Annotated in this window: 18 protein-coding genes and 1 pseudogene; 13 read left to right on the top strand and 6 right to left on the bottom strand. The window is 41.9% G+C overall.

Annotated features, from left to right (window positions below; translation table 11 throughout):
• The 4 genes and pseudogenes from BUB66_RS12810 to BUB66_RS11425 all read right to left on the bottom strand — a co-directional run.
• Positions 1-845: pseudogene (locus tag BUB66_RS12810) on the bottom strand (GntP family permease); the annotation flags it as partial.
• A 19-nt stretch (positions 846-864) separates the two neighbouring features.
• Positions 865-1887 (bottom strand): 4-hydroxythreonine-4-phosphate dehydrogenase PdxA, encoded by a 1023-nt coding sequence (gene pdxA / locus BUB66_RS11435; protein ID WP_073258624.1) that lies wholly within the window; start codon positions 1885-1887, stop codon positions 865-867.
• A 29-nt stretch (positions 1888-1916) separates the two neighbouring features.
• Positions 1917-3206: a four-carbon acid sugar kinase family protein gene (locus tag BUB66_RS11430; RefSeq protein ID WP_073258622.1), complete on the bottom strand. Its 1290-nt coding sequence runs from the start codon at positions 3204-3206 to the stop codon at positions 1917-1919.
• A gap of 5 nt (positions 3207-3211) precedes the next feature.
• A complete protein-coding gene (locus BUB66_RS11425) occupies positions 3212-4012 on the bottom strand; it encodes a DeoR/GlpR family DNA-binding transcription regulator (RefSeq protein WP_073258620.1) in 801 nt (266 codons plus the stop codon).
• A 256-nt stretch (positions 4013-4268) separates the two neighbouring features.
• On the opposite strand from BUB66_RS11425, the gene BUB66_RS11945 reads away from it, so the two are divergent.
• The 6 genes from BUB66_RS11945 to BUB66_RS11405 all read left to right on the top strand — a co-directional run bounded on the left by BUB66_RS11945 (position 4269) and on the right by BUB66_RS11405 (position 9320).
• Entirely contained in the window at positions 4269-4727 is a 459-nt protein-coding gene (locus BUB66_RS11945; RefSeq protein ID WP_084099040.1) for a lipid II flippase MurJ, read from the top strand.
• A gap of 17 nt (positions 4728-4744) precedes the next feature.
• On the top strand, positions 4745-4996 hold the full coding sequence (locus BUB66_RS11940; RefSeq protein ID WP_084099038.1) for a hypothetical protein: 252 nt from the start codon (positions 4745-4747) through the stop codon (positions 4994-4996).
• Positions 4984-5838 carry a murein biosynthesis integral membrane protein MurJ gene (gene murJ, locus BUB66_RS11935; RefSeq protein ID WP_084099036.1) on the top strand — a complete coding sequence of 285 codons (855 nt, stop codon included), beginning with the start codon at positions 4984-4986 and terminating at the stop codon, positions 5836-5838. The genes BUB66_RS11940 and murJ overlap by 13 nt, the downstream gene beginning before the upstream one ends.
• A 276-nt stretch (positions 5839-6114) precedes the next feature.
• Complete coding sequence (locus tag BUB66_RS11415; protein ID WP_244269851.1) at positions 6115-6834, top strand: polysaccharide deacetylase family protein; 720 nt, start codon at positions 6115-6117, stop codon at positions 6832-6834.
• A gap of 117 nt (positions 6835-6951) precedes the next feature.
• Positions 6952-7593, top strand: coding sequence for a response regulator transcription factor (locus BUB66_RS11410; protein ID WP_425291887.1), 642 nt, complete (start codon positions 6952-6954; stop codon positions 7591-7593).
• A complete protein-coding gene (locus tag BUB66_RS11405; RefSeq protein ID WP_073258614.1) occupies positions 7590-9320 on the top strand; it encodes an ATP-binding protein in 1731 nt (576 codons plus the stop codon). The genes BUB66_RS11410 and BUB66_RS11405 overlap by 4 nt, the downstream gene beginning before the upstream one ends.
• Positions 9321-9363: 43 nt before the next feature.
• On the opposite strand, the gene ald is transcribed toward BUB66_RS11405, so the two are convergent.
• Both ald and BUB66_RS11395 read right to left on the bottom strand, forming a co-directional pair.
• Complete coding sequence (gene ald / locus BUB66_RS11400; RefSeq protein WP_073258612.1) at positions 9364-10488, bottom strand: alanine dehydrogenase; 1125 nt, start codon at positions 10486-10488, stop codon at positions 9364-9366.
• Positions 10489-10616: 128 nt separating this feature from the next.
• Entirely contained in the window at positions 10617-12164 is a 1548-nt protein-coding gene (locus BUB66_RS11395) for a sigma 54-interacting transcriptional regulator (protein ID WP_073258610.1), read from the bottom strand.
• Between the two features lie 294 nt (positions 12165-12458).
• Between BUB66_RS11395 and BUB66_RS11390 the strand changes: the two genes are divergently transcribed.
• The 7 genes from BUB66_RS11390 to BUB66_RS11360 form a co-directional block, all read left to right on the top strand.
• Positions 12459-13811, top strand: a complete 1353-nt coding sequence (locus tag BUB66_RS11390; RefSeq protein WP_425291886.1) for an alanine/glycine:cation symporter family protein — start codon at positions 12459-12461, stop codon at positions 13809-13811.
• The gene (gene mobB / locus BUB66_RS11385; protein ID WP_143156283.1) at positions 13769-14491 is read left to right on the top strand and encodes a molybdopterin-guanine dinucleotide biosynthesis protein B; all 723 of its coding nucleotides are present in this window, start codon (positions 13769-13771) and stop codon (positions 14489-14491) included. Before BUB66_RS11390 ends, mobB begins: the two co-directional genes overlap by 43 nt.
• Before the next feature lie 100 nt (positions 14492-14591).
• Positions 14592-14951, top strand: a complete 360-nt coding sequence (locus BUB66_RS11380; RefSeq protein WP_073258604.1) for an ArsR/SmtB family transcription factor — start codon at positions 14592-14594, stop codon at positions 14949-14951.
• A gap of 53 nt (positions 14952-15004) precedes the next feature.
• Positions 15005-16828, top strand: coding sequence for an excinuclease ABC subunit UvrC (gene uvrC, locus BUB66_RS11375; RefSeq protein WP_073258602.1), 1824 nt, complete (start codon positions 15005-15007; stop codon positions 16826-16828).
• A 133-nt stretch (positions 16829-16961) separates the two neighbouring features.
• The gene (locus BUB66_RS11370; protein WP_073258601.1) at positions 16962-19928 is read left to right on the top strand and encodes a sigma 54-interacting transcriptional regulator; all 2967 of its coding nucleotides are present in this window, start codon (positions 16962-16964) and stop codon (positions 19926-19928) included.
• A gap of 307 nt (positions 19929-20235) precedes the next feature.
• Positions 20236-20760, top strand: a complete 525-nt coding sequence (locus tag BUB66_RS11365) for a C-GCAxxG-C-C family protein (protein WP_073258599.1) — start codon at positions 20236-20238, stop codon at positions 20758-20760.
• A gap of 127 nt (positions 20761-20887) precedes the next feature.
• Positions 20888-21204 (top strand): thiamine pyrophosphate-dependent enzyme (locus tag BUB66_RS11360; RefSeq protein ID WP_280144556.1); only part of this gene is annotated, 317 nt, incomplete at its 3' end.

The raw sequence follows: 21204 nt of genomic DNA, 5'->3' as shown, positions 1-21204 counted from the left end.
GTTGCCTAAAAATATAAGATACTGGGCCCAGGGTTGATTTAATTTGAGTGCTGACAGGACGGTGTTGAAAATTATTAGTATTACAGGCACAACGATCGGGGCAAATGACATGAAAGTTGAGGGGAGATCGGGCCTTTCTTCTATAGGAATTTCCACCACTCTAGAAGGTTAAAACTCAGGTCGTTTCCATCCGCTACCATCTTCTTTGGGAATTTGGTATATTTTTTCCCGAGCCATTGGGCATAGAGTACCCCTGCTACTGTAATTGGAATTGAGAATAAAAGACCTGGACTTTAAAAATTCCTGCTACTGCTCTAAAGGACCAGGGGTCGGTGGAACCGCCTGATGGGTAGCTACAAGACCAATAGCCAAGGCCACACCAAGGGTCAGCACGGACTTTCGAGTTTTCATGGAAAGGGCCTTTGTCAAAGGAGAAAGAATAACAAAACCCAAATCACAAAATATGGGTATAGATATTACGTAGATATTACATATCCACTGGCAGCTAATGCCCATTCTTCCTTTCCTCTGCCTAAGTACTTCAAAAATGTATAGGCCATGCGCTCCGCAGCGCCAGGTACTTCAAGCAATCTTCCTATCATAACACGCCAAAACCGATGACTATACCTATGCTGCTTAGAGTATTGCCAAAGCCGGTGGTTATAGATTTTGCCACGTTTACGTCACCCACGGCTGGCGGCATACCGCCAATCAAACCCGTTAATAATGCTGCAATGATGAGGGCGGAGAAGGCATGGATTTTTGTCTTTAATTATGAGGAAAACCAAGACGGAGACACCGATAATGAGGCTCAGTATCATCTGAATTCCAGAAACGCCGTTCATTAAATTCACCCTCCCGTTACTATTTACCTTTGTTTTTAACCAAAAAAGCGTAGTCCCCCGCAACCTTTATGGCTTCTTCCATGCTTACTGAACTTGCAATTCCCTTCCCGGCAATATCGAAGGCTGTGCCGTGGTCAACCGAAGTCCTTATAAACGGAAGGCCGATGGTTACGCTTACGGTTCTCTCAAAATCCAGCATTTTAGCGGCTATGTGTCCCTGGTCGTGATATAGCGAGAGCACGGCGTCAAAACGGCCCAGGTTTGCAAGGTAGAAGACCGAATCCGCTGGAACAGGACCCACTGCATTTATGCCTTCAGCTTTAGCCTTCTCAACGGCCGGAATTATCTCTTTCACCTCCTCGTCTCCGAATAGCCCTCCTTCACCTACGTGTGGGTTTAAGGCTGCCACAGCAATTGAAGGACTTTCTATGCCCAGTGTCTGCAGCGCTTTATGGCAGCTGACGAGAGTCTTGTAGATATTCTCCAGCTTCACCATGGAACATGCCTTAATCAGCGAAAGATGCCGGGTGAGGAAAAATATGCGGAGGTTTCTTACCTGGAACATTGTTAAGACATCGGGGCTGTTGGTTAGTTCTGCAAACATCTCCGTGTGACCGATGAAATCAATGCCCGCAACATGAATTGCCTCCTTGTTTATCGGGGCGGTTGCTACACCGTCTATAAGTCCTGCCATCCCAAGCTGTACAGCTTTTTTAATGTATTCAAAGGCAGCTTTACCCGCTTCCGCAGATATTTTACCGAAGGGGATATCGTTACTTGCATTTTTCAAATCTATTAGGAAAACTTTATCGAAAGAAAAGTCTTTTTCGCCCAGTCGGTTAAGTGCGTCGATTTCTACAGGACAAACGTCCATCTTCACCTTTGTTATTTCTAAAGCTTTCTCAATGATGTTTTTAGAACATATTACAACCGGCTTAACTTTTTCGTATAGTTCTTTATTGGACAGGGCTTTTACGACAATTTCTGGGCCGACGCCGGCAGGATCTCCTGCGGTAATTGCAATTAGAGGTCTTTTTTGCAAGATACTTCACTCCTTCTCTTGAAAGTTATCTATTTCAGAAGAAATTCAACGCATTTTGCAGCGCTTTCCGTATTTCCCACGAGGCCTCCCTTTGTCACGATTTTGAGGCCGTCAAAGTCACCGCCAACGAGAGTTCCATAGGCCGCCAGTGGAAGCACATCTCCTGAAACTTCTACGGCAAGAGCCCCTACTTCCTGGCAGAAAGCTACGGTCATGTCACCGCCCGTGATGTAAACACCCTTGAGATTTGGGATTCCCTTTTCTAGTACTTTTTTGGCTATTTGGGCAAGGGCACTATTTATCCTTATCGAAAGAAAATCTGCGGTGGTGTTTCGACGTTGGGCTTCCGCGTTCAGGTCAATCAGCATCTCTTCCTTTTCAGCAACCCTCAGCCCGAAGATGTTGTTTTTTACGCCGATGTCATATATTTTATCTGCCGTATACAGCAAATAATCTTCCCTTGCTTTTTCATCTAGAAGTAAATTTCCATCGATGTTTAAAAATTCGGCTTTATATTCCTTTTGCAAGTAGCCAAGCTGGCTTCGTGTTAAAGGCGTAGTGCTGGCGGATATTACCATTACTTTGCCCTCAATATGCCTGTCACCATTTTGAATGACAAGTGAAAAATAATTTTGTGTAAAAGGCCCCGGGTCTACAGTTACTGCTTTTACCCGCGACCTATGAAGGCCCAGTGCTATATCGGCGATGTCATCGTCGCTTACCGCATCGAAAATGATAATTTTTTTGCCTGAGTCTACTGCATGCCTTATATTTTCGGCTATAGCTTCGGGACCTTTCAGAATCGTCCCTAAGGAGATGTGACAGGCAGGCATGGCGGTCTGTTCCTTTATGACCTCCAGTACGTCCGAAACCTTTACGGGGTTTTTCGGGTCCCGGGCAGCTTCTGTCCGATCTACAGGTAATCCGTTTACAAGGAGATAATCCCCTACTACAATACGACCTGAGCGTGGGTATGCAGGGACAACAGCGGCTATGTACTCAGATTCTAGACCCGTGAGGATTCCCTCTATTTCGGCGCCAAGGTTACCCCTTATGGTACTGTCGATTCGCTTTCCAAAATATCTTATTCCCTTTTTATACATGAAAGAAGCGCAAGTTCTGACTCGGTTTAAAGCCTCGGTTTTGTCGATGCTCCTGCTAGAAGTGTTGACAATAACTCCGTCGTATGTTTCGAAATTAAAAATCTCAAGGTTTTCATAGTTTATTAGTGTGACAACTTTAAAGCCAGAACCGGCCAGGAGTGCCCCCGTAGCGTTGCTGCCGGTTAAATCGTCGGCTATTACCGCGAAATTTGCCATCTGATTTATCCTCCTTTCCCATTTTTTACGTATGATTTTGCCGGACACAAAATTACCTCAATCTTGAGGTCTTCCACTTTAGTTTTTAATTCTTCACCTATTCCGTCGTCGGTAATGAGGGCATCCACAGCATCAATGCTGCATACTTTTGCGAAAGCTCTGTGACCGAATTTGGTATGGTCTGCCACTACCACCGATTTTGCGGCGGAAGTTATCATAGTTCTTTTGAGGTGGGCTTTTTCCAGCGTAGGAGTGTATAACTCTAAATCCGAATCGATAGCTGCTGCACCAAGGAACGCGATATTTACATTTATAGATTTTATAAAATTGATAGCTTCTTCACCCAGGAGGCAGTATAACCCGGGTTGGACTTTGCCTCCTGTTGTGAATACATTGATATTTGCGATGTCGGCCAATTCGAGGGCTATATTCAAATCGTTCGTCACCACAGTTAGATTTTTGCAAGTCTTTTTTAGACATTTTGCAATCTCCAGAGTAGTGGATCCGGCATCGAGTATCACAGAGTCGCCGTCTTTGATAAGGGAACACGCTTTTTCTGCGATTAGTTGCTTGAGTTCGATATTTGCACTTACTTTTGACCGATAGGGGACTTCATCGATAAATGAATCTCTGGCCAATGCACCGCCCCTTGCCCGCAGAAGATGGCCTTCTTCCTCCAAGTGCCTCAAATCGCGTCTTATGGTCATGGGAGACACACCGAAAGTTGCGGCGAGTTCTCCCACTTCGGCCCTGCCGTTTTGTTTTATCCATTGCAAAATTTTCTTACGGCGTTCTAGTGTGAGCATTTTTGACCTCCGTGTTCAAATTTGTTCGATTTAGCATTTAATGATTGTTTACTTGTGTTCGATATTAATAATTTCTGTTTAATATCAAAAAATTCCTTCTTTGTGAAAAAAATAATAAATTCGATACTGTGGAATTACAATTGATTAAAAATTCAAGGAAAGGAATTTTGCATTTTTAGTAGAACTTTTTATAAAAGAAGGTAAAAGTTAACGAACATTAATTTCAAGAAGTAAGATTCATAAAGAGGTACGAAACATGGAAACAAAAATAAGCTACAAAAAAGCAACGATCGTCGTAATGATGATAACATTGCTAAGCAAAATTACGGGCTTCTTCCGGGAGATAGTCCTCGGAAGCACCTACGGTGTGACGCACGTCACCGACGCATACCTTGTATCACAGACTATCCCGCAGATGCTTTTTGCCAGCGTTACGGCGGCCATAGCCACCACGTACATCCCGCTTTATTCCAGGATAATGGTAGAAAAGGGCAGGGAGGAGGCGGTTAAATTCACGAATAAGATTATAACCGCGGTTCTCTTCGGGAGCATGGTCGTAACATTTTTAGGTGTCATTTTCGCAAGGCCAATAGTTTCTTTTATCGCCATGGGTTTCAAAGGGGAGGCATTAAAACTTGCCGTTGGATTTACCAGGCTTGCCTTTCCCATGGTGATATTCATAGGCCTTAGCAATATTTTTCAGGGGTTTCTCTAGTCTAACACGAGTTTGCAGTGCCCACACTGATAGGGATACCGTACAACTTCATAATCATCGCCGCTCTGCTTCTTCACGATATGGTGGGGCCCTACGGCCTTGTGGCGGCTACTCTGGCAGGATCAGCATTGCAGCTTTTGCTTTTATTGATTTTTGCCTTCCAAAAAGGCTATAGATACCGGACTGTAATTGACCTTAAAGACGGGGATGTAATAAAAGTTGCGTCGCTATCAGTGCCGGTCATGATGGGGCGGCGGTGCAGCAGCTGAACACATTGATAGACAGGATGCTGGCGTCGGGACTTCCGGAGGGGAGCATTGCGGCATTAAATTTCGCAAACAAATTAAACGGCTTTGTTTACGGCCTTTTCAGCATGTCCATATCGGTTGTCATATACTCACTTCTTTCCCGCCTTACCGCGGAGGATAATATGGTCGAGTTCAAGGAAAAGCTGATGAAAGCCCTGAATGTAATCACCCTAATTATCCTCCCTGTTACCGCAGGTGCCGTGGTATTAGGCCATCCCATCGTGTCCGTATTGTTTGATAGGAGAGAGTTTACCGGCAGGGCAACATCCATGACTGCGTCGGCTCTCATCTTTTACTCACTGGGGATGGTTTTCTACGGGTACAGGGACGTCCATAACAGGACATTTTACTCCCTTCAGGACACGAAGACCCCTATGATAAACGGGATTATGACCGTAGGGTTTAATATAGTGATGAACCTCGTGCTTGTAAGGTACATGCAGCACAGCGGTCTTGCGCTCGCCACAAGCCTTTCCGCTGCGGTGACGACGATTCTCCTCATCTTGAACCTGAAAAAGAAGATATCCGGCCTGGGCGGGAAAAAGATTCTTGGGGTTTTTATAGAAAGCGTGGCGTCGTCGGTCATAATGGGATTTGCAGTCCTATGGCTTTACGGTATATCGTCGGCGTACATAGCAGCTACCGGGAAACTCGTAAGCATTGTTATTCTGGGATTAATCATCGGACTAGGGGCTATTTTTTATTTTGCTTTGATTTATGCATTTAGGGTTGAGGAGGCTTACTGGATTCTGGAAATTGCGAAAAAGTTGGTGGCAAAATTTGCTTATTGGCATGAATTTTGAATTTTATGTAGGGCTAATTTTTTATTTTAATATCCATTTCGTAAAAATGTATTTTTACAGAATTTTCTACACACAGCGATTTTAGTGATAGAAGAGCTCGTTTTTGAACAAACACATCGCCACCGCTTAAATTGACGATATGTAAAACAATATCATAAACAACATGGTGCTGGAATAAAGATAAGATGAAGCTTTATTAAGGCGGTGGTGAATGTGAATATAAATAAAAAGTTTTTTACTGCTATTATATGTTTTTTTACCTTCGTCGCTGTTTTTTTGGCTTCTAACAGCGAATTTTTTAAAAGAGCAGTTTTTGTTTTTGCTGGGCGTGATAGATTAGTTCCTATCTACAGAGTTCAGACCGACGAAAAGAAAATAGCAATCTCCTTTGATGCGGCCTGGGGTTCGGACAAGACCCCAAAATTGCTTGAAATCTTGAGGAAATATAATGTGAAAACTACTTTTTTCCTGGTAAAGATGTGGATGGACAAATATCCGGACATGACGAAATTAATAGCAAAAGAAGGTCATGAAATAGGCAACCATTCGGCAACCCATCCGCGGATGGGAAGTATTTCAAAACAGAGAATAATTGAGGAAATAAGGTCTACCCATGAGAAAATAAAAGAACTTACCGGCCAAGAATGTAAGGTCTTCCGGCCACCTTTTGGTGATTACAGCAATACATTGATCGAAACAGCAAAAGAGTTGGGATATTATGTTATACAATGGGATGTGGATTCTCTGGACTGGAAGGATTTGAGCGCTAGTGCTATATACAGTCGTGTTATAAAGCAGGTAAAGCCGGGATCTATAGTTTTGTTTCACAATAATGGTAAGAACACACCGGAGGCGGTAGAACTTATATTAGAGGAATTGAAAAAGAGGGGTTACAAGATTGTTCCTGTATCCGAACTCCTGCTAAAGGGAGATTATTATGTGGACAGAAACACTGGAGAAATGAGGAAAAAACAAACAGAACCGTTGACGGAATAATTCCGGAAATTTTATAATTAGTTTGTAAAACGAGGGCCAACGAAGTGGCCCTTTTATAACAAGGGGGAAATGCTTTTGGAACAAGTGAGGATCCTGGTAGTCGACGATGAGAAAAAGATGATAGATTTGGTGCGGCTCTATCTTGAAAAAGAGGGATTCAAGGTTGATGAAGCGCTTAATGGGCAGCAGGCTCTCGAAATGATAGAAAAAGCTGAATATAATTTGATAATTTTGGATTTGATGTTGCCCGTGGTAGACGGTTGGACTGTCTGCAAGGAAATCAGGAAGAAATACGATATACCCATCATAATGCTAACGGCAAGAGGAGAGGAATTCGATAAAGTTCTTGGATTCGAATTGGGGGCGGACGATTATGTAGTAAAGCCCTTTAGTCCAAGGGAGCTGGTTGCGAGGATAAAAGCTTTGCTTAGGCGATTCGGCCCTAGAGAGCCAAGACAAATATTGGAGTTCGAAGGGCTCGTCATAGACCCCGAATCGAGAAAGGTTGTGGTTGACGGAAAAGAGGTGGCGCTAACACCAAAGGAGTTTGACCTTTTGTACTTCCTCGCTAAAAACAAAGAAAAAGTCTTTACGAGAGAAAAATTGTTGGAAGAAGTATGGGGTTATGACTTTTTTGGAAGCTTAAGGACTGTTGACACGCATATAAAACAGCTAAGAGAAAAACTTGGAAGGAGCAAGGCGGCTTCGTATATCGTCACGGTCTGGGGAGTGGGTTATAAATTTGAGGTGGGAAGATGAAGCTTAAAAACAGCATTACTATAAAATTATGGATATATATGACATTATTGACCATAATTACTATTATATTTTCTGGATTTGTGCTGTCTGGTTTTTTTGAAGATTTTTATATAAAAATAAAACAAACTGAAATGATTAATGAAGGACAGCAGCTATCTACCCTAATTACCAGAGGTATAGCCCCTGAAGAGCTCGTAGATATTAGTAAGTTTATAAACGCTTATGCTATAGTGGTAGATAGGCGCGGCCTAATTATGGCCTGTACAAATAGGTTATACTTTGGCAAGAACCTTCCGATAGATGGATTAAAGCTTTCAAGTGTGCTAAAGGGAGAAATAGTAGTAGATAAAAGTTATTTGCCTGAGCAAGAATCTTCTATGCTCATGGTCGCCCTTCCAATTGTACGCAATGGAAATGTGGTGGGAGGGCTTATTCTATTGTCGCCAATGGCTTCCATTCAGAAATCAATATGGGAAATCAGACGAGGGATAATCTTTGTAGCGGTAGTGTCTTTAATATTATCGACCTTTTTAAGTTTGGGCTTTTCGCGGACTATAACGAGGCCTCTCGTAAAAATGAAAAAAGTAGCGGAAAATATGGCAAAGGGCAATTTTGAAGACAAGATCGATATAAGTGCCGACGATGAGGTTGGAACTTTAGCTGAAACTTTAAACATTCTCTCAGATGCTTTGAAGAAAAATATAACTGCCCTTTCGCAGGAAAAAAACCAACTGCAAAACGTGTTGCTCAGCATGACGGACGGTGTCATAACTTTTGATCAGGCAGGGCAAATTGTTATGGCTAATCCGCAAGTAAAAGAGTTGTTCGGAGACAGAGCAAAAAGAGAAGGTTGGGAGGGAAAAGCCAAAAGCGTCTTAAGCGAACTTGTCAAAAGAGTTAAAGAAAGTAAAGACCGCATAATGGAAGAAATAAAATTCGAAGGGAAATTTTTAAGCGTTAGATTAGCGCCTCTTTTTAATGACGAGTCAGAAGTGTGGGGCGTCGTGGCGGTTTTGCAGGATGTTACAAAAGAAAAAAAGCTAGAGTCCTTGAGGAAAGAATTCGTAGCTAATGTGTCTCACGAACTGAGAACTCCATTGACTTATCTTCAGGGGTATACTGAAGCCTTAATAGATGGCATGATAGAAGAACCTGATGAACAGAAAAAATATCTCAATATCATTTTGGAGGAAACTCTGAGGCTTCGCCGGTTGGTAAATGACTTATTAGATCTTTCGCAGATGGAAGCAGGGCATTTAAACCTGAAAAAAGACAGTTTCTCATTAGAAAAATTGATAGGTAGAGTGATAAAAAAGATTAATCCCACAATCGAAAAAAAGGGGGTTTCGATAGTAGCCGATGTAAAGGTTGTTCCGTTAGTCTTGGCAGATGAGGATAGGATAGAACAGGTGTTGATTAATTTAATAGATAACGCCTTGAGATATACTAAAAAAGATGGGAAAATAATGATTGAAGCTATTAGTAATTCCGATGGCGTGGTAGTGTGTGTAAAAGACGAAGGCCCTGGTATACCGGAAGAAGAGCTGCCTTTTATTTGGGAGAGATTCCATAAGGTTGACAAGGCAAGAACTAGGGACAGCAGCGGAACCGGCCTTGGTCTTTCTATCGTGAAGGGGATTGTAGAGGCTCACGGTGGAAAGGTTTGGGCAAAAAACGCAGGAGAAAAAGGAGCGGTTTTTTGCTTTACCATCCCCTATTCCCAGTAAAAGGCCCCTCCCGCTTTTCAGGAAGAGGCCTTCCTATAATTTCTTATATTTCGGTAAGGACTTCTTCTAGAGGATGATATGGAAGATTGTGGGCTTCTGCTACCGCTTTATAAGTAATTTTGCCGTTTAGTACGTTGACTCCTCTTGCTAAAGCCTTATTTTCGATTATTGCTTTTTTCCACCCTTTATTGGCAAGTTCCAGCGCGTAGGGGAGCGTTGCATTGGTAAGGGCGAAAGTGGAAGTCCTTGGCACCGCGCCCGGCATGTTAGATACGGCGTAATGGATTACCCCATATTTTACGAATACCGGTTCGGCGTGGGTTGTAGGATGGTCTATAGTTTCCACGCAGCCGCCTTGATCGATTGCCACATCTACTATGACGCTGCCGGGCTCCATTGCCTTGACCATTTCTTCAGTGACGAGCTTCGGGGCCTTGGCTCCTGGTATCAGTACGGCGCCTATTACGAGGTCGGCTTTGCTTATGGCGTTTAATAGATTAAAGCGGTTGGAGTAGAGGGTTTCGATGTGCCCCTGGTAAATGTCATCCAAATAGCGAAGCTTGTTTACATTGATATCGAGAATGGTAACCCTTGCCCCCATGCCAATGGCCCTCTTTAGTGCGTTAGTACCCACGGTTCCGGCGCCTACTATTACTATTGAAGCCGGGGGAACACCGGGTACTCCAGATAAGAGAACGCCTTTCCCGCCACGGAATTTTTCGAGAAAAGCGGCTCCTTCCTGAATGGCCAATCTTCCGGCGACCTCGCTCATGGGTGTGAGCAGCGGCAGGCTGCCGTCGTCTTTTTGCACCGTTTCATAGGCAATTGCCACGACCTTGCTTTCCATTAAGGCTTTGGTGAGTTCGGGTTCGGGAGCGAGGTGAAGGTACGTGAAGATAACCTGTCCTTCTTTGAAGTATTTGTATTCACTCGGCAGCGGTTCTTTTACTTTAACTATCATCTCGCTGTTTTCCCAGACGCTTTCAGCGGAGGGCATTATTTCGGCGCCGACTTTTTCGTAATCCTCATCGAAAATGCCGCTTCCTTCTCCTGCGCCTTTTTCGATTAAAACCTTGTGGCCTGCCCTAACGAGGGCGTCAACACCGGCAGGAGTAATGGCTACGCGGTTTTCCTGAGGTTTTATCTCCTTCGGTACGCCTACAATCATTTTGCGTTAAACCTCCTTCTTCTTTATCTTTACTTTACATCTCAAGCAAAATTTGTGCCATTATGAAGTTCCGCTTTCCTGCTGGGACTTTGATGCGTTGAATGGAAACCTAAGTTTCCATTGTGGAATTATTCTAAAGTGATTCCATATTTTTTCATTTTTTTAATTACGGTGGTGTGGGAGACTCCCAGGATTTTTGCCGCCTTTCTCGCGCTCCCTCCCTGGCTGAGTGCCCTGACTAAGGCTTCTTTTTCTGTTTCCTCTACCATTTCCTTTAAATGCATGAATTTTTCAGACGGTGAAAACAGAATCGGAGGCGAATTTATTATTATGTCTTTGGTTTTTATTATATGTTCCTTGCAGAGATTCATAGCTCTTTCCATGACGTTTTCAAGTTCTCTGATGTTGCCGGGCCAGGGATAGTTTAAAATAAGTTCTAGAGCGTCTGGAGATATGCCCTGAACGGATTTGTTGAATTTCTGGTTGAATTTTTTTATGAAATAATCCACAAGTACGGGTATGTCTTCCTTGTGTTCCCTCAAAGGAGGCAGGTAAATGGGTATAACGTTGAGCCTGTAAAATAGGTCGGCTCTAAAGTCACCTCTTGAAACCATTTCCTCAAGTGGGCGGTTGGTGGCGGCGATTATTCTCACATCTACTCTGATTTCCTCCATTTCACCCAACCTTCGGACGCTTCCTTCTTGAAGTACCCTCAACAATTTGGCTTGGATATGCGGCGGGATTTCCGCTATTTCGTCCAAGAATATAGTTCCTTTGTGGGCAAATTCAAATAAGCCAGGCCGTCCTCCTCGCCTTGCCCCTGTGAAAGTGCCGTCGGCGTAGCCGAAAAGTTCGCTTTCCAGCAAAGTATCCGGGATAGCTGCACAGTTTACTACAACAAAGGGATATTCCCTGCGAGGGCTTTCAATATGGATTGCCCTTGCAAAAAGTTCTTTGCCGGTGCCGCTTTCTCCTCTGAGCAGGATGGTGGAGTCGCTTTTTGCTACGGTTTTGGCGAGTTCAATCAGGTCTTTTATTTTTCTGCTTCGGTGTATGATGTCATCGAAGGTAACCATTACTGGGCGGGTTAAGGAATGGGCCAGCCTTCGAATTTCGGACATCTTCATTATTGTCAACACGGCACCTGCAATTTCTCCCTTATCGTCGAAAATGGGTTTTGAGTTGACCATTACCCGGATGGAACCCCGAGATGAACTGATGGCAACCTCTTTTTGCTCCAGAGGTTTTCCGCTTCTTATTAGTTCCAGAACTTCATCCGGAAGTTTGAGTACTTCATATAGAGGTTTCCCGACCGGTGGGTAGTTGATACCCAAAATTTGCATGGCTCTGGCGTTGCAGGTATTAATGATTAATTTTTTGCTTACTGAAAGTATGCCTTCCTGTACGGAATTTATAACCGTTCTTAGCTGTTGCTCGGCCAGCTCGTGAGGCATCCATTCCACTGAAGTTACTTCGTAGACATCGGGAATGTGAGAAATGCGATGGATGATGTAAGACAGCTTTTCTTCCGGCAGGGGTTCTACCTGGAGATAAATTTCCCCCCGTTTCACTTCTAGGGAAACTATGTTAGCTCCTCCTTGAGCTACAATTTCCGAAATATCCCTTACCATACCCACTCTGTCTTTAAAGCGTATCCTATACCTGTATTTTTTCACAGAAAACCCTCCGAATAAAATTTTAACCTTACTAGTGCCATTATAAATATTCTCTATTAACTTAACAAACACCTTTCGAATGGAAACCTGGAACGAAAAGTTTCCAAAAATCGTATTAAAAAAATTTTATGACCATTTTGTTAAATTCATAATGTGGAATGATGAAAAAAATGATATAATATATATTGCGTATATAATGTTGGATAATTCAAAAATTAGAATAGGAGGGATAGCAGGTATAACAAAATTGTAACTTTTGACGGCTGACTTAAAATTTTATGTGGAGGGATGAGTGTGGAAACATTAGAGAAAATTCTCGGCCAATTAAGCGATATAGTCTGGGGTCCTCCAATGCTAGTACTTCTTGTAGGCACTCATATATATCTGACATTCAGATTGAATTTTATTCAAAGATACATATTTAAGGCCATAAAACTGTCTTTGACGAGGGTATCGGAAGGCGAAGGCGATGTGAGCCACTTTGGGGCCTTGACTACCGCACTGGCCGCGACGGTCGGCACCGGAAACATCGTAGGCGTTGCTACAGCAGTTGGCTTAGGCGGTCCCGGAGCTGTTTTTTGGCTCTGGATAACTGGGGTATTCGGAATCGCGACAAAATATGCTGAAGCCCTGCTATCTGTGAAGTACAGGACAAAGAATGCATTGGGACAAATGGCCGGTGGCCCTATGTATGTCCTTGAACGCGGTCTCAAAATGAAATGGCTAGGTATTCTCTTTGCGCTCTTTACAGCAATAGCAGGTTTTGGGATAGGTTGTACAGTCCAGGCTAACTCAATATCGCAAATGGTCAAAGCTACTTTTAACATTCCTACTTGGATTACGGGTCTGGTAATAGCGGTATTTACCGGCATCGTAATTATAGGCGGAATAAAAAGTATTGCGCGGGTCTGTGAGATGTTAGTTCCATTTATGGCTATAGTATATGTGACAGGATGTCTTATAATACTTGGAATGAATGCGGCCAATATCCCCTCTGCTATAGCTATAATCTTAAAGAGTGCTTTTACGGGGCATGCTGCAATTGGTGGATTTGTAGGAGCAACAGTAATGCAGGCAATGAGATACGGTGTGGCAAGGGGACTCTTTTCCAATGAGTCCGGGCTAGGAAGCGCACCAATAGCTGCAGCAGCAGCACAGACTCCAAATGCCACCCGCCAGGCGCTTGTCCAGATGACTGGGACTTTCTGGGATACTGTGGTAATCTGCCTGATAACTGGTTTGGTGCTTGTCGCAACGGGAAGCTGGGAGACAGGCCTTAAGGGAGCGGAACTTACAAAGACCGCTTTTGAACATATACCCGTTATCGGCCCTATTACATTAACTATAGGCTTGTTGACATTTGTTTACTCTACCATTCTCGGCTGGGCTTATTACTGTGAAAAGGCGGTGGAATACCTTTTTGGCACAGGTGCAGTAATGCCTTACCGCTGGCTGTGGGTGATTGCTGCATTTATCGGTTCCGTTGCTACTTTGGATATAGTGTGGAGCTTTGCAGATATTTTCAACGGTCTGATGGCCATACCGAATCTAATTTCTCTTATCGCTTTGAGCAGTGTCTTGGTGGCAGAGACAAAGAAGTACCTGTGGGAAGGAAGGTTGGAAGCAGAAGATCCGACTATAAGATAATTTTGAATGATGTATCGGCCGTGGACTTCCACGGCTTTTTTATGTACTTCGACATTCGGATTTTTTTTGGTTATAATTATTATATGGACTTATTATTTGAAAGAGGGGCTTATGTTTTTATGATAGTTGTAGGGTTTGCTGGTTTTTCAAATAGCGGTAAGACAACTTTGATAACAAGGATAGTAAAAAAATTAAAAAAAAGAGGAGTGAAGGTTGGAGTCATAAAACATACGCCTCATGGCTTTGATGTGGATGAAAGTGATACGGGACGTATTTATACGGCAGGTGCTGATGTAGTCATAGCCTCTTCAGAAAAAGAATTGTTAAGGATGGAGCGCCTTGAGCAACCCGTTTCTCTTAATGACATATTGGGTGAGCTAAAGGACGTTGAATTAGTATTGGTGGAAGGTTACAAGTCAGATTGTTTGCCAAAGATAATAGTTTACGGAAATCAAATTACTCCAAAAGACTTAAAATTGTTGGAAGATAATGATGTGAAGGGAGTGATAATGCTCGATATAAATAAAATTCATTCGATAAAGGAAGAATTAAAGGGTCTAGATATAAAAAAAAGTGAAAACGGTGATATTAGAATTGTTATAAACGGAAATAGGAAAATTCCTGTCTTTGACGCTAATGACGAGAGAATAGTAGATTTTATTAAGACATCTAATTTGTGAAAAAAATGGATGTTTTTTTGGAGATACAAAAAATTTAGGGTGACAAAATAAATAAAATAAGTTATAATTATCACAAATACTAACTTTATGGGTGAATGTCATGGAAAATAAAAACAAAGCTCCGGATATGTGCGACGTTTTCTGTATTGACGAAGAAAAAGTAAAAAAATTATCTGGAACTATTCCTAATACCAATGAGCTTGCAGAACTGTTTAAAGTTCTTGCCGATGAGACGAGGCTGAAAATTGTGTACCTACTTTCCCAAGATGAACTATGTGTTTGCGATATTGCAGCGATATTAGGATTGACTGTGTCTAACGTGTCCCATCACTTGAGGGTACTCCGGGTGGCCCACCTGGTAAAATTCCGCAGGGAAGGAAAGCAAGTCTATTATTCATTAGACGACGACCACGTTATACACATTATCAAAGAGGGATTCGCCCATGTCGAGCACACGTGATAACAAAAGCATCCCTCCCGCTTATGGTATAATAAAGGCGGGAGGGATTTTTTATGTTCGACCCCGGAAGAATAGATTCCTTTCCGGAAAAACCCGGAGTTTATATAATGAAAGATAAAAGCGGAAAGGTCATATACGTAGGTAAAGCAGTATCGTTAAAAAATCGTGTAAAATCTTATTTCAAATCTGGTGAGAGTTTGCCTGCAAAAGTAAGTTCCATGGTTTCACATATAGAAGATATAGAGTATATTGTTACCGATTCTGAAGTGGAAGCACTTATCCTTGAATGCAACCTAATAAAATTCTATCGGCCCAAGTACAATATTCTCTTAAAGGACGATAAGCAGTATCCTTATATAAAAATTACAACGAACGAATCTTTTCCGAGGATAGAGGTGGTACGAAAGATAAAGAAGGACGGTTCGAAGTATTTTGGACCTTATGTAGAGGCGCGGGCAATGCGTGAAGCTATAGATGTGCTCCGGAAGATTTTTCCCATAAGGAGCTGTAAAAAGGATTTGGACAGGTTGCCTTTGAAAGAAAGGCCTTGTCTCAATTATCATATAAAACTTTGTACTGCTCCGTGTCAGGGTAACATCTCAGAAGAAGAATATGGAGAACTTGTAAAAAACATTGCAATGTTTTTAGAAGGAAGAAAGGAACAGCTTTTGGATCATTTAAAGGCAAAAATGCGGGAAGCTGCGAATTCGCTTCAATTTGAGGCGGCAGCAGTTTATAGGGATCAAATCGTAGCGTTGGAAAAAATAATAGAAAAGCAGAAAATATCATCAACCGATCTGGTTGATCAAGATGTAATAGCAATGGTGCGGGGATTTGATACGGCTTGCATGACTGTATTCTTTGTGCGCGAGGGAAAAATTGTTGAGCGCGAACCTTTTATATTGAACAATGTGGAAGGGGCTGATAGGAAGGAAATCCTGGCTTCTTTTATAAAACAATTTTACGATACGGCATCTTTCATTCCAAAAGAAATTATTGTGGAAGAAGAAATAGATGAAAAAGAAGCTATCGAAACCTGGCTTTCTGCCAAAAAAGGTTCAAAAGTGAAGATAATCGTTCCGAAAAGAGGAGAAAAGAAAGAGTTAATAGAAATGGTGGCGGAAAACGCCATGATTTATTTAAAGCAAAATGAAGACTTTGAAGAAAGAGAAAGGATAAAAAACGGAAAGGCGATGGAAGAATTAAAAAACTACCTTGGTTTGGAAAAGTTACCCAGACGAATTGAAGCATTTGATATATCTAACACCCAAGGTACGGAATCTGTCGCATCCATGGTTGCCTTTGAAAATGGGATGCCGAAAAAGGAAGACTACAGGAGGTTTAAGATAAGGACGGTTGAAGGCCCAAACGACTTTGAAAGCATAAAAGAAGCTGTCTTTAGGAGGTTTAAAAGAGGTTTGGAGGGAGATGAAAAGTTTAAGAATTTTCCCGACCTTCTCGTTATAGATGGAGGAAAGGGACAGTTGAGATACGCCCTTGAGGCTTTAAAGGAATTAAACTTAAATCATATTCCTGCGATCGGACTTGCCAAGGAATTTGAGCATGTATTCATGGAATGTAAAAGCGAACCTATAATTTTGCCCCGTAATTCAGAAGCCCTCTATCTTTTGCAAAAAATTAGGGATGAAGCCCACCGATTTGCGGTTGCTTATCATAGAAAGCTGCGCTCGGAAAAGAATTTAAAATCCATCCTGGAAGAAATTCCGGGTATCGGCAAAGTGCGGAGGAAGGCTTTACTCAATGCTTTTGAGAGCTTGGAGGATATAAAAAAGGCGTCCGTAGAAGAGTTATCGAAAGTGCCTGGAATGAATAAAAAATCCGCCATGGCGGTTTACGAATACTTCCACAAAGCCTGACCGAAAAAGGGTCGGGCTTTTTTCATCAATGTTGAAAATGTGGCATAAAATGTGGAACTATATAAGCAAAGGCTCAAAAATATTTTTATGGTACATTAATTGCATAAAATGTGTGATGTGAGGGGTGGATGGCATGGTTGAAAAAGAACGATTGCTGGAACTCATAAAAAATGAAGACAAGAAAAATCCATATACCGATGAACAATTGGCAGAAATGCTGGGGATAAGGCGCGATGAGGTTACCATCTTAAGGGGAAAATTCAATATTCCTGATTCTCGCGAAAGGCGAAAACCGTATCTTATGAAAGCTATAGAGGAAGAAGTGGCAAAAGATCCTGGCGTATCTGACAGGGAACTGACAAAGGCCGTTCAAAAGCGCGGTTTTAATGTATCGAGATTTATTATCTCTCAACTTAGAAAGGAGCTGCAAGAAAGAGTAGTAAAAAAAGGTCAGAATGCGGCGGAGAAAAAGCTAAAAGCTGGTTCGAAAATATCGACAGCGTTTGACAGAATTATCGGGTCGGATGGAAGTTTGAAAACTCAGATTCAGCAGGCCAAGGCAGCGGTTCTTTATCCTCCTCACGGGCTGCATACTCTCATTATCGGTCCTACAGGCGTTGGGAAGAGCATTCTTGCCGAAGCCATGTACCATTTTGCCGTGGAAACCGGGAAACTTCCTGAAAGTGCTCCTTTTGTGGTGTTTAATTGCGCCGATTATGCCGAAAACCCCCAGCTTCTATTATCTCAGCTTTTTGGACACGTAAAGGGGGCTTATACCGGTGCGGATTCGCCGAAGGAGGGACTGGTGGAAAAAGCTAATGGTGGAATTTTGTTTTTAGATGAAGTTCACCGGCTTCCGCCGGAGGGACAGGAGATTTTGTATTACCTCATCGATAAAGGGAAGTTCAGGAGGTTGGGTGAAACGGAGAGTTTTCGCACCGCCAGCGTCATGATAATTGCCGCCACTACGGAAGATATAGAATCATCCTTACTTTTAACTTTCCGGCGAAGAATCCCGATGATAATAGAATTGCCCCCGCTTTCGGCTCGGCCTATATCGGAAAGATATGAGATAATAAAAGATTTTTTCAGAAAAGAGGCTGACCGCATCGGGGTGAAAATAAAAGTTAAACAAGAAGCGTTAAGGGCGCTTTTGATGTATGATTGTCCCGGGAATTTAGGACAATTGAGAAGCGATATACAGGTGGCCTGCGCGAGGGGATTTTTGTCGTATATAGGTAATCAAAAGGATTTCATAGAGGTGGATTTAATAGATTTACCGGTACACGCCAGAAGAGGGATGTTAAAAGTCCAAAACCGCATTCCCGACATTGAAACCCTCCTTCAAGGAGATTTGATGGTAAACCCTGGAGAAGCCGACATTACGCCCATGCCGAAGGAAGACCTGTATATACTGCCGGAAGAAATTTATAGGTATATAGAAGAAAAATACCAGGAACTTCAGAGCCAGGGGTTAAGTCAGGAGGTCATTAACAGGGTGATAGGAGGGGAACTGGAAGTAAAATTCCAGCAATTGGTGAGGCAGTTTGAAACTAAGCACAAAACCTTGGAAAAAAAGGACTTGGAAGGAATTGTAGGTTCTCAAATAGTTAACCTTACAGAGCAGATGATTAAAGTTGCCGAAAAAAAGCTAGGCAAAGTGGATAACCATCTGTTTTATTGCCTTGCCATACACCTCAGCGCAACTTTAGATCGCATTCGCCAGGGGAAACCAGTAATTAATCCCCAATTGGAAAAAGTAAAGAATGAATACAAGTTGGAATATAAAGTTGCAAAAGAAATGGTAGAAATTGTTGAGGAATTGACGGGATATAAGATGCCGGAGGACGAAATAGCTTTTGTGGCTATGTATCTTAGAACTATGACCCATCCCGCCGATTTCAAGACGGGCAGGGTAGGAGTAATAGTTTTGACTCACGGGCATGTTGCAAAAGGGATGGTCGAAGTAGTAAACCGGCTTTTAGGTGTTGAACATGCAGTCGGCATAGAGATGAGCCTTGACGAGGAACCGGAGGCTGTCCTGCAAAAGACTATCGATGTTGTAAAAGAAGTAGATGAAGGCAAAGGCGTTCTACTTTTAGTAGATATGGGTTCTCTTTTGACTTTTGGAGAAATAATAACTCAAAAAACGGGAATACCTACTATGACGGTCGGACGGGTAGATACTGTAATGGTGCTCGAGGCTGTGAGACGAGCAATTTTACCCGATACCAGTTTGGGAGATATAGTAAAGAACATACAAAAGAACGAGCTGGAGATTGGCAGATTTACCCTAGATGGAGAAAGTCGTGTGAATGTTGGAAAGTGGACAATTTTGACGGTGTGTATAACAGGACAGGGTTCCGCTATAAGGTTGAAAGAATTAATTAAAGAAATGGCTCCTGATATTTTCGAGAAAGCGGAAATAATTCCTGTGGGAGCTATGTCGGACGAAGATATAAGGTCGCAGATAAAAAGGATAAAAAATGTAAAAAAGGTAGCGGCGATAGTTGGTACAATAAATCCGGAGGATGAAGAAATACCATTTATATCGATTGAAGAACTTATAAACGGTTCGGCGTTGAACAAGCTGAGGCAAATAATAGGTTTGACAAAAAATAATAAAGCTCTTGACAAAAATATTTCTGAGATATTATATTTTGCAGATCTTTTTAATGAAGATTTAATTATGGTAAATCATGATTTTCAATTTAAAAACGATGTTCTAGATCATCTGGGGGAACTGTTAATTAATAAAAACTATGTGAATGAGAGATACCTATTAGATGTTTATCGAAGAGAAATTATTGGGCCGACTCTTTTGAAGAATAAAATAGCCATACCTCATGGAATGCCAGAAAATGTAATAAGACCTGCTGTAGCCTTAGCAATATTACCCAAGCCTGTTAAGTGGGTACAAGAAGAAGAGGTGGAAATTGTGATGATGCTCGCATTAAAAGAGGATTCAGTGGAATTCTTCAGGAGATTATATAAGTTGTTACAAGACGATCAATTTATCAAGAAAATTAAATATTTGAAAGAACCAAGTCTTATAAAAAAGGCATTTCTGGAGTGGATTTTAGGTGCTGACTGTCTATAAAACAAAATCTGCAAGAAAGTGGCACGGTTTTTGCGAAAAAATTATAGCGCAGTTAGAGTTGAATCAATATGAGTAGAGAGCTATTTGAATACGTAAAAAATACTGAAAGCAAGTAAAAACGACAAAATCAAGCGTTATTTGCCTAAAAAGTATATAAATGAGCTAAAGAGAATGGTAGGTTCCTTAGAATTGATTTTGTTATTTTTCACAAACTCTTCTTAGATTGAATTTCCATTTTATGGGATATATAGGCATGTTGGTTTTATGGAAAGGTGCGAAATCTGACTAATCAGGAGGGAGTTAATAAATGGATTGTTTAGAGCTTAATAAACAAAAAATTTTAGATGAAATCTATAAGAGAGGATATTATTACGAGGGGAAGTATAGAGGATGTTCTCAAGCGATTGTTGCTGCCATCAAGGATTTTTTTGAAATAGATGATCTTGTATTTAAATGTGCTAGTGGTTTTTCAGGAGGCATCGCCGATGAAGCTAAAGGTATCTGCGGAGCTTTTAGTGGTAGCATATTAGTGATCTCGTATTTTTTTGGACGTAGCTTCGAAGAATACGGTATAAACTGTTCTAAATTTAAATATCGAAGGTTAATTAAACAAATAAGAGAAGTTTTTGAAAAAGAATTTGGCGGGGAAACATGCCCAATAATTCAGACAAAAGTTTTTGGAAACTACTATGATTTTAGTAAACCTAACGAAAAAGAAAAATTTGAGGAAGCGGGAGCGCATAGAGACAAATGCACGCACGTTGTGGGACTTGCAGCTATGTGGCTTGCTGATATTTTGATAAGAGAGGGCATTTTGCCTAAAAATATCTGAAATTAATTGGCAAATGCCATTTTTATTTCAATAAATATATTTAAAAATAAATATTTAAATGCTGTAATATCATTCCTAATTTGTTTATGGGCGTGCAAATTTTAGACTAAATAAGAGGTGATATTCTGTGGAATTGACTGCGGAAAAGAAACTGTGGATGTACAAAAAGATGTATGAGATAAGGTGCTTCGAGCTAGAAGTTGACAAACTGTTCAAGGCCAACATGATCTGGGGCACCTGCCACCTCTCGGTAGGCGAGGAAGCTACTGCTGTTGGTGCGATTGCGGCCCTGGAAAAGGACGATATGATTACCAGTACCCACCGGGGCCACGGTCACTGCATAGCAAAAGGCGGAAAGCTTCCCCAGATGTTCGCAGAGCTTCTGGGCAAGGAAACCGGCTACTGCAGGGGAAGGGGAGGCTCCATGCACATCGCCGACATCGA

Origin of the sequence: Caldanaerovirga acetigignens, assembly GCF_900142995.1 — a bacterium.
GTDB classification, from domain to species: Bacteria; Bacillota; Thermosediminibacteria; order Thermosediminibacterales; family Thermosediminibacteraceae; genus Fervidicola; species Fervidicola acetigignens.
Note: the sequence above shows the minus strand (reverse complement) of the source record. Positions and strands in the feature narration are given on the sequence as shown.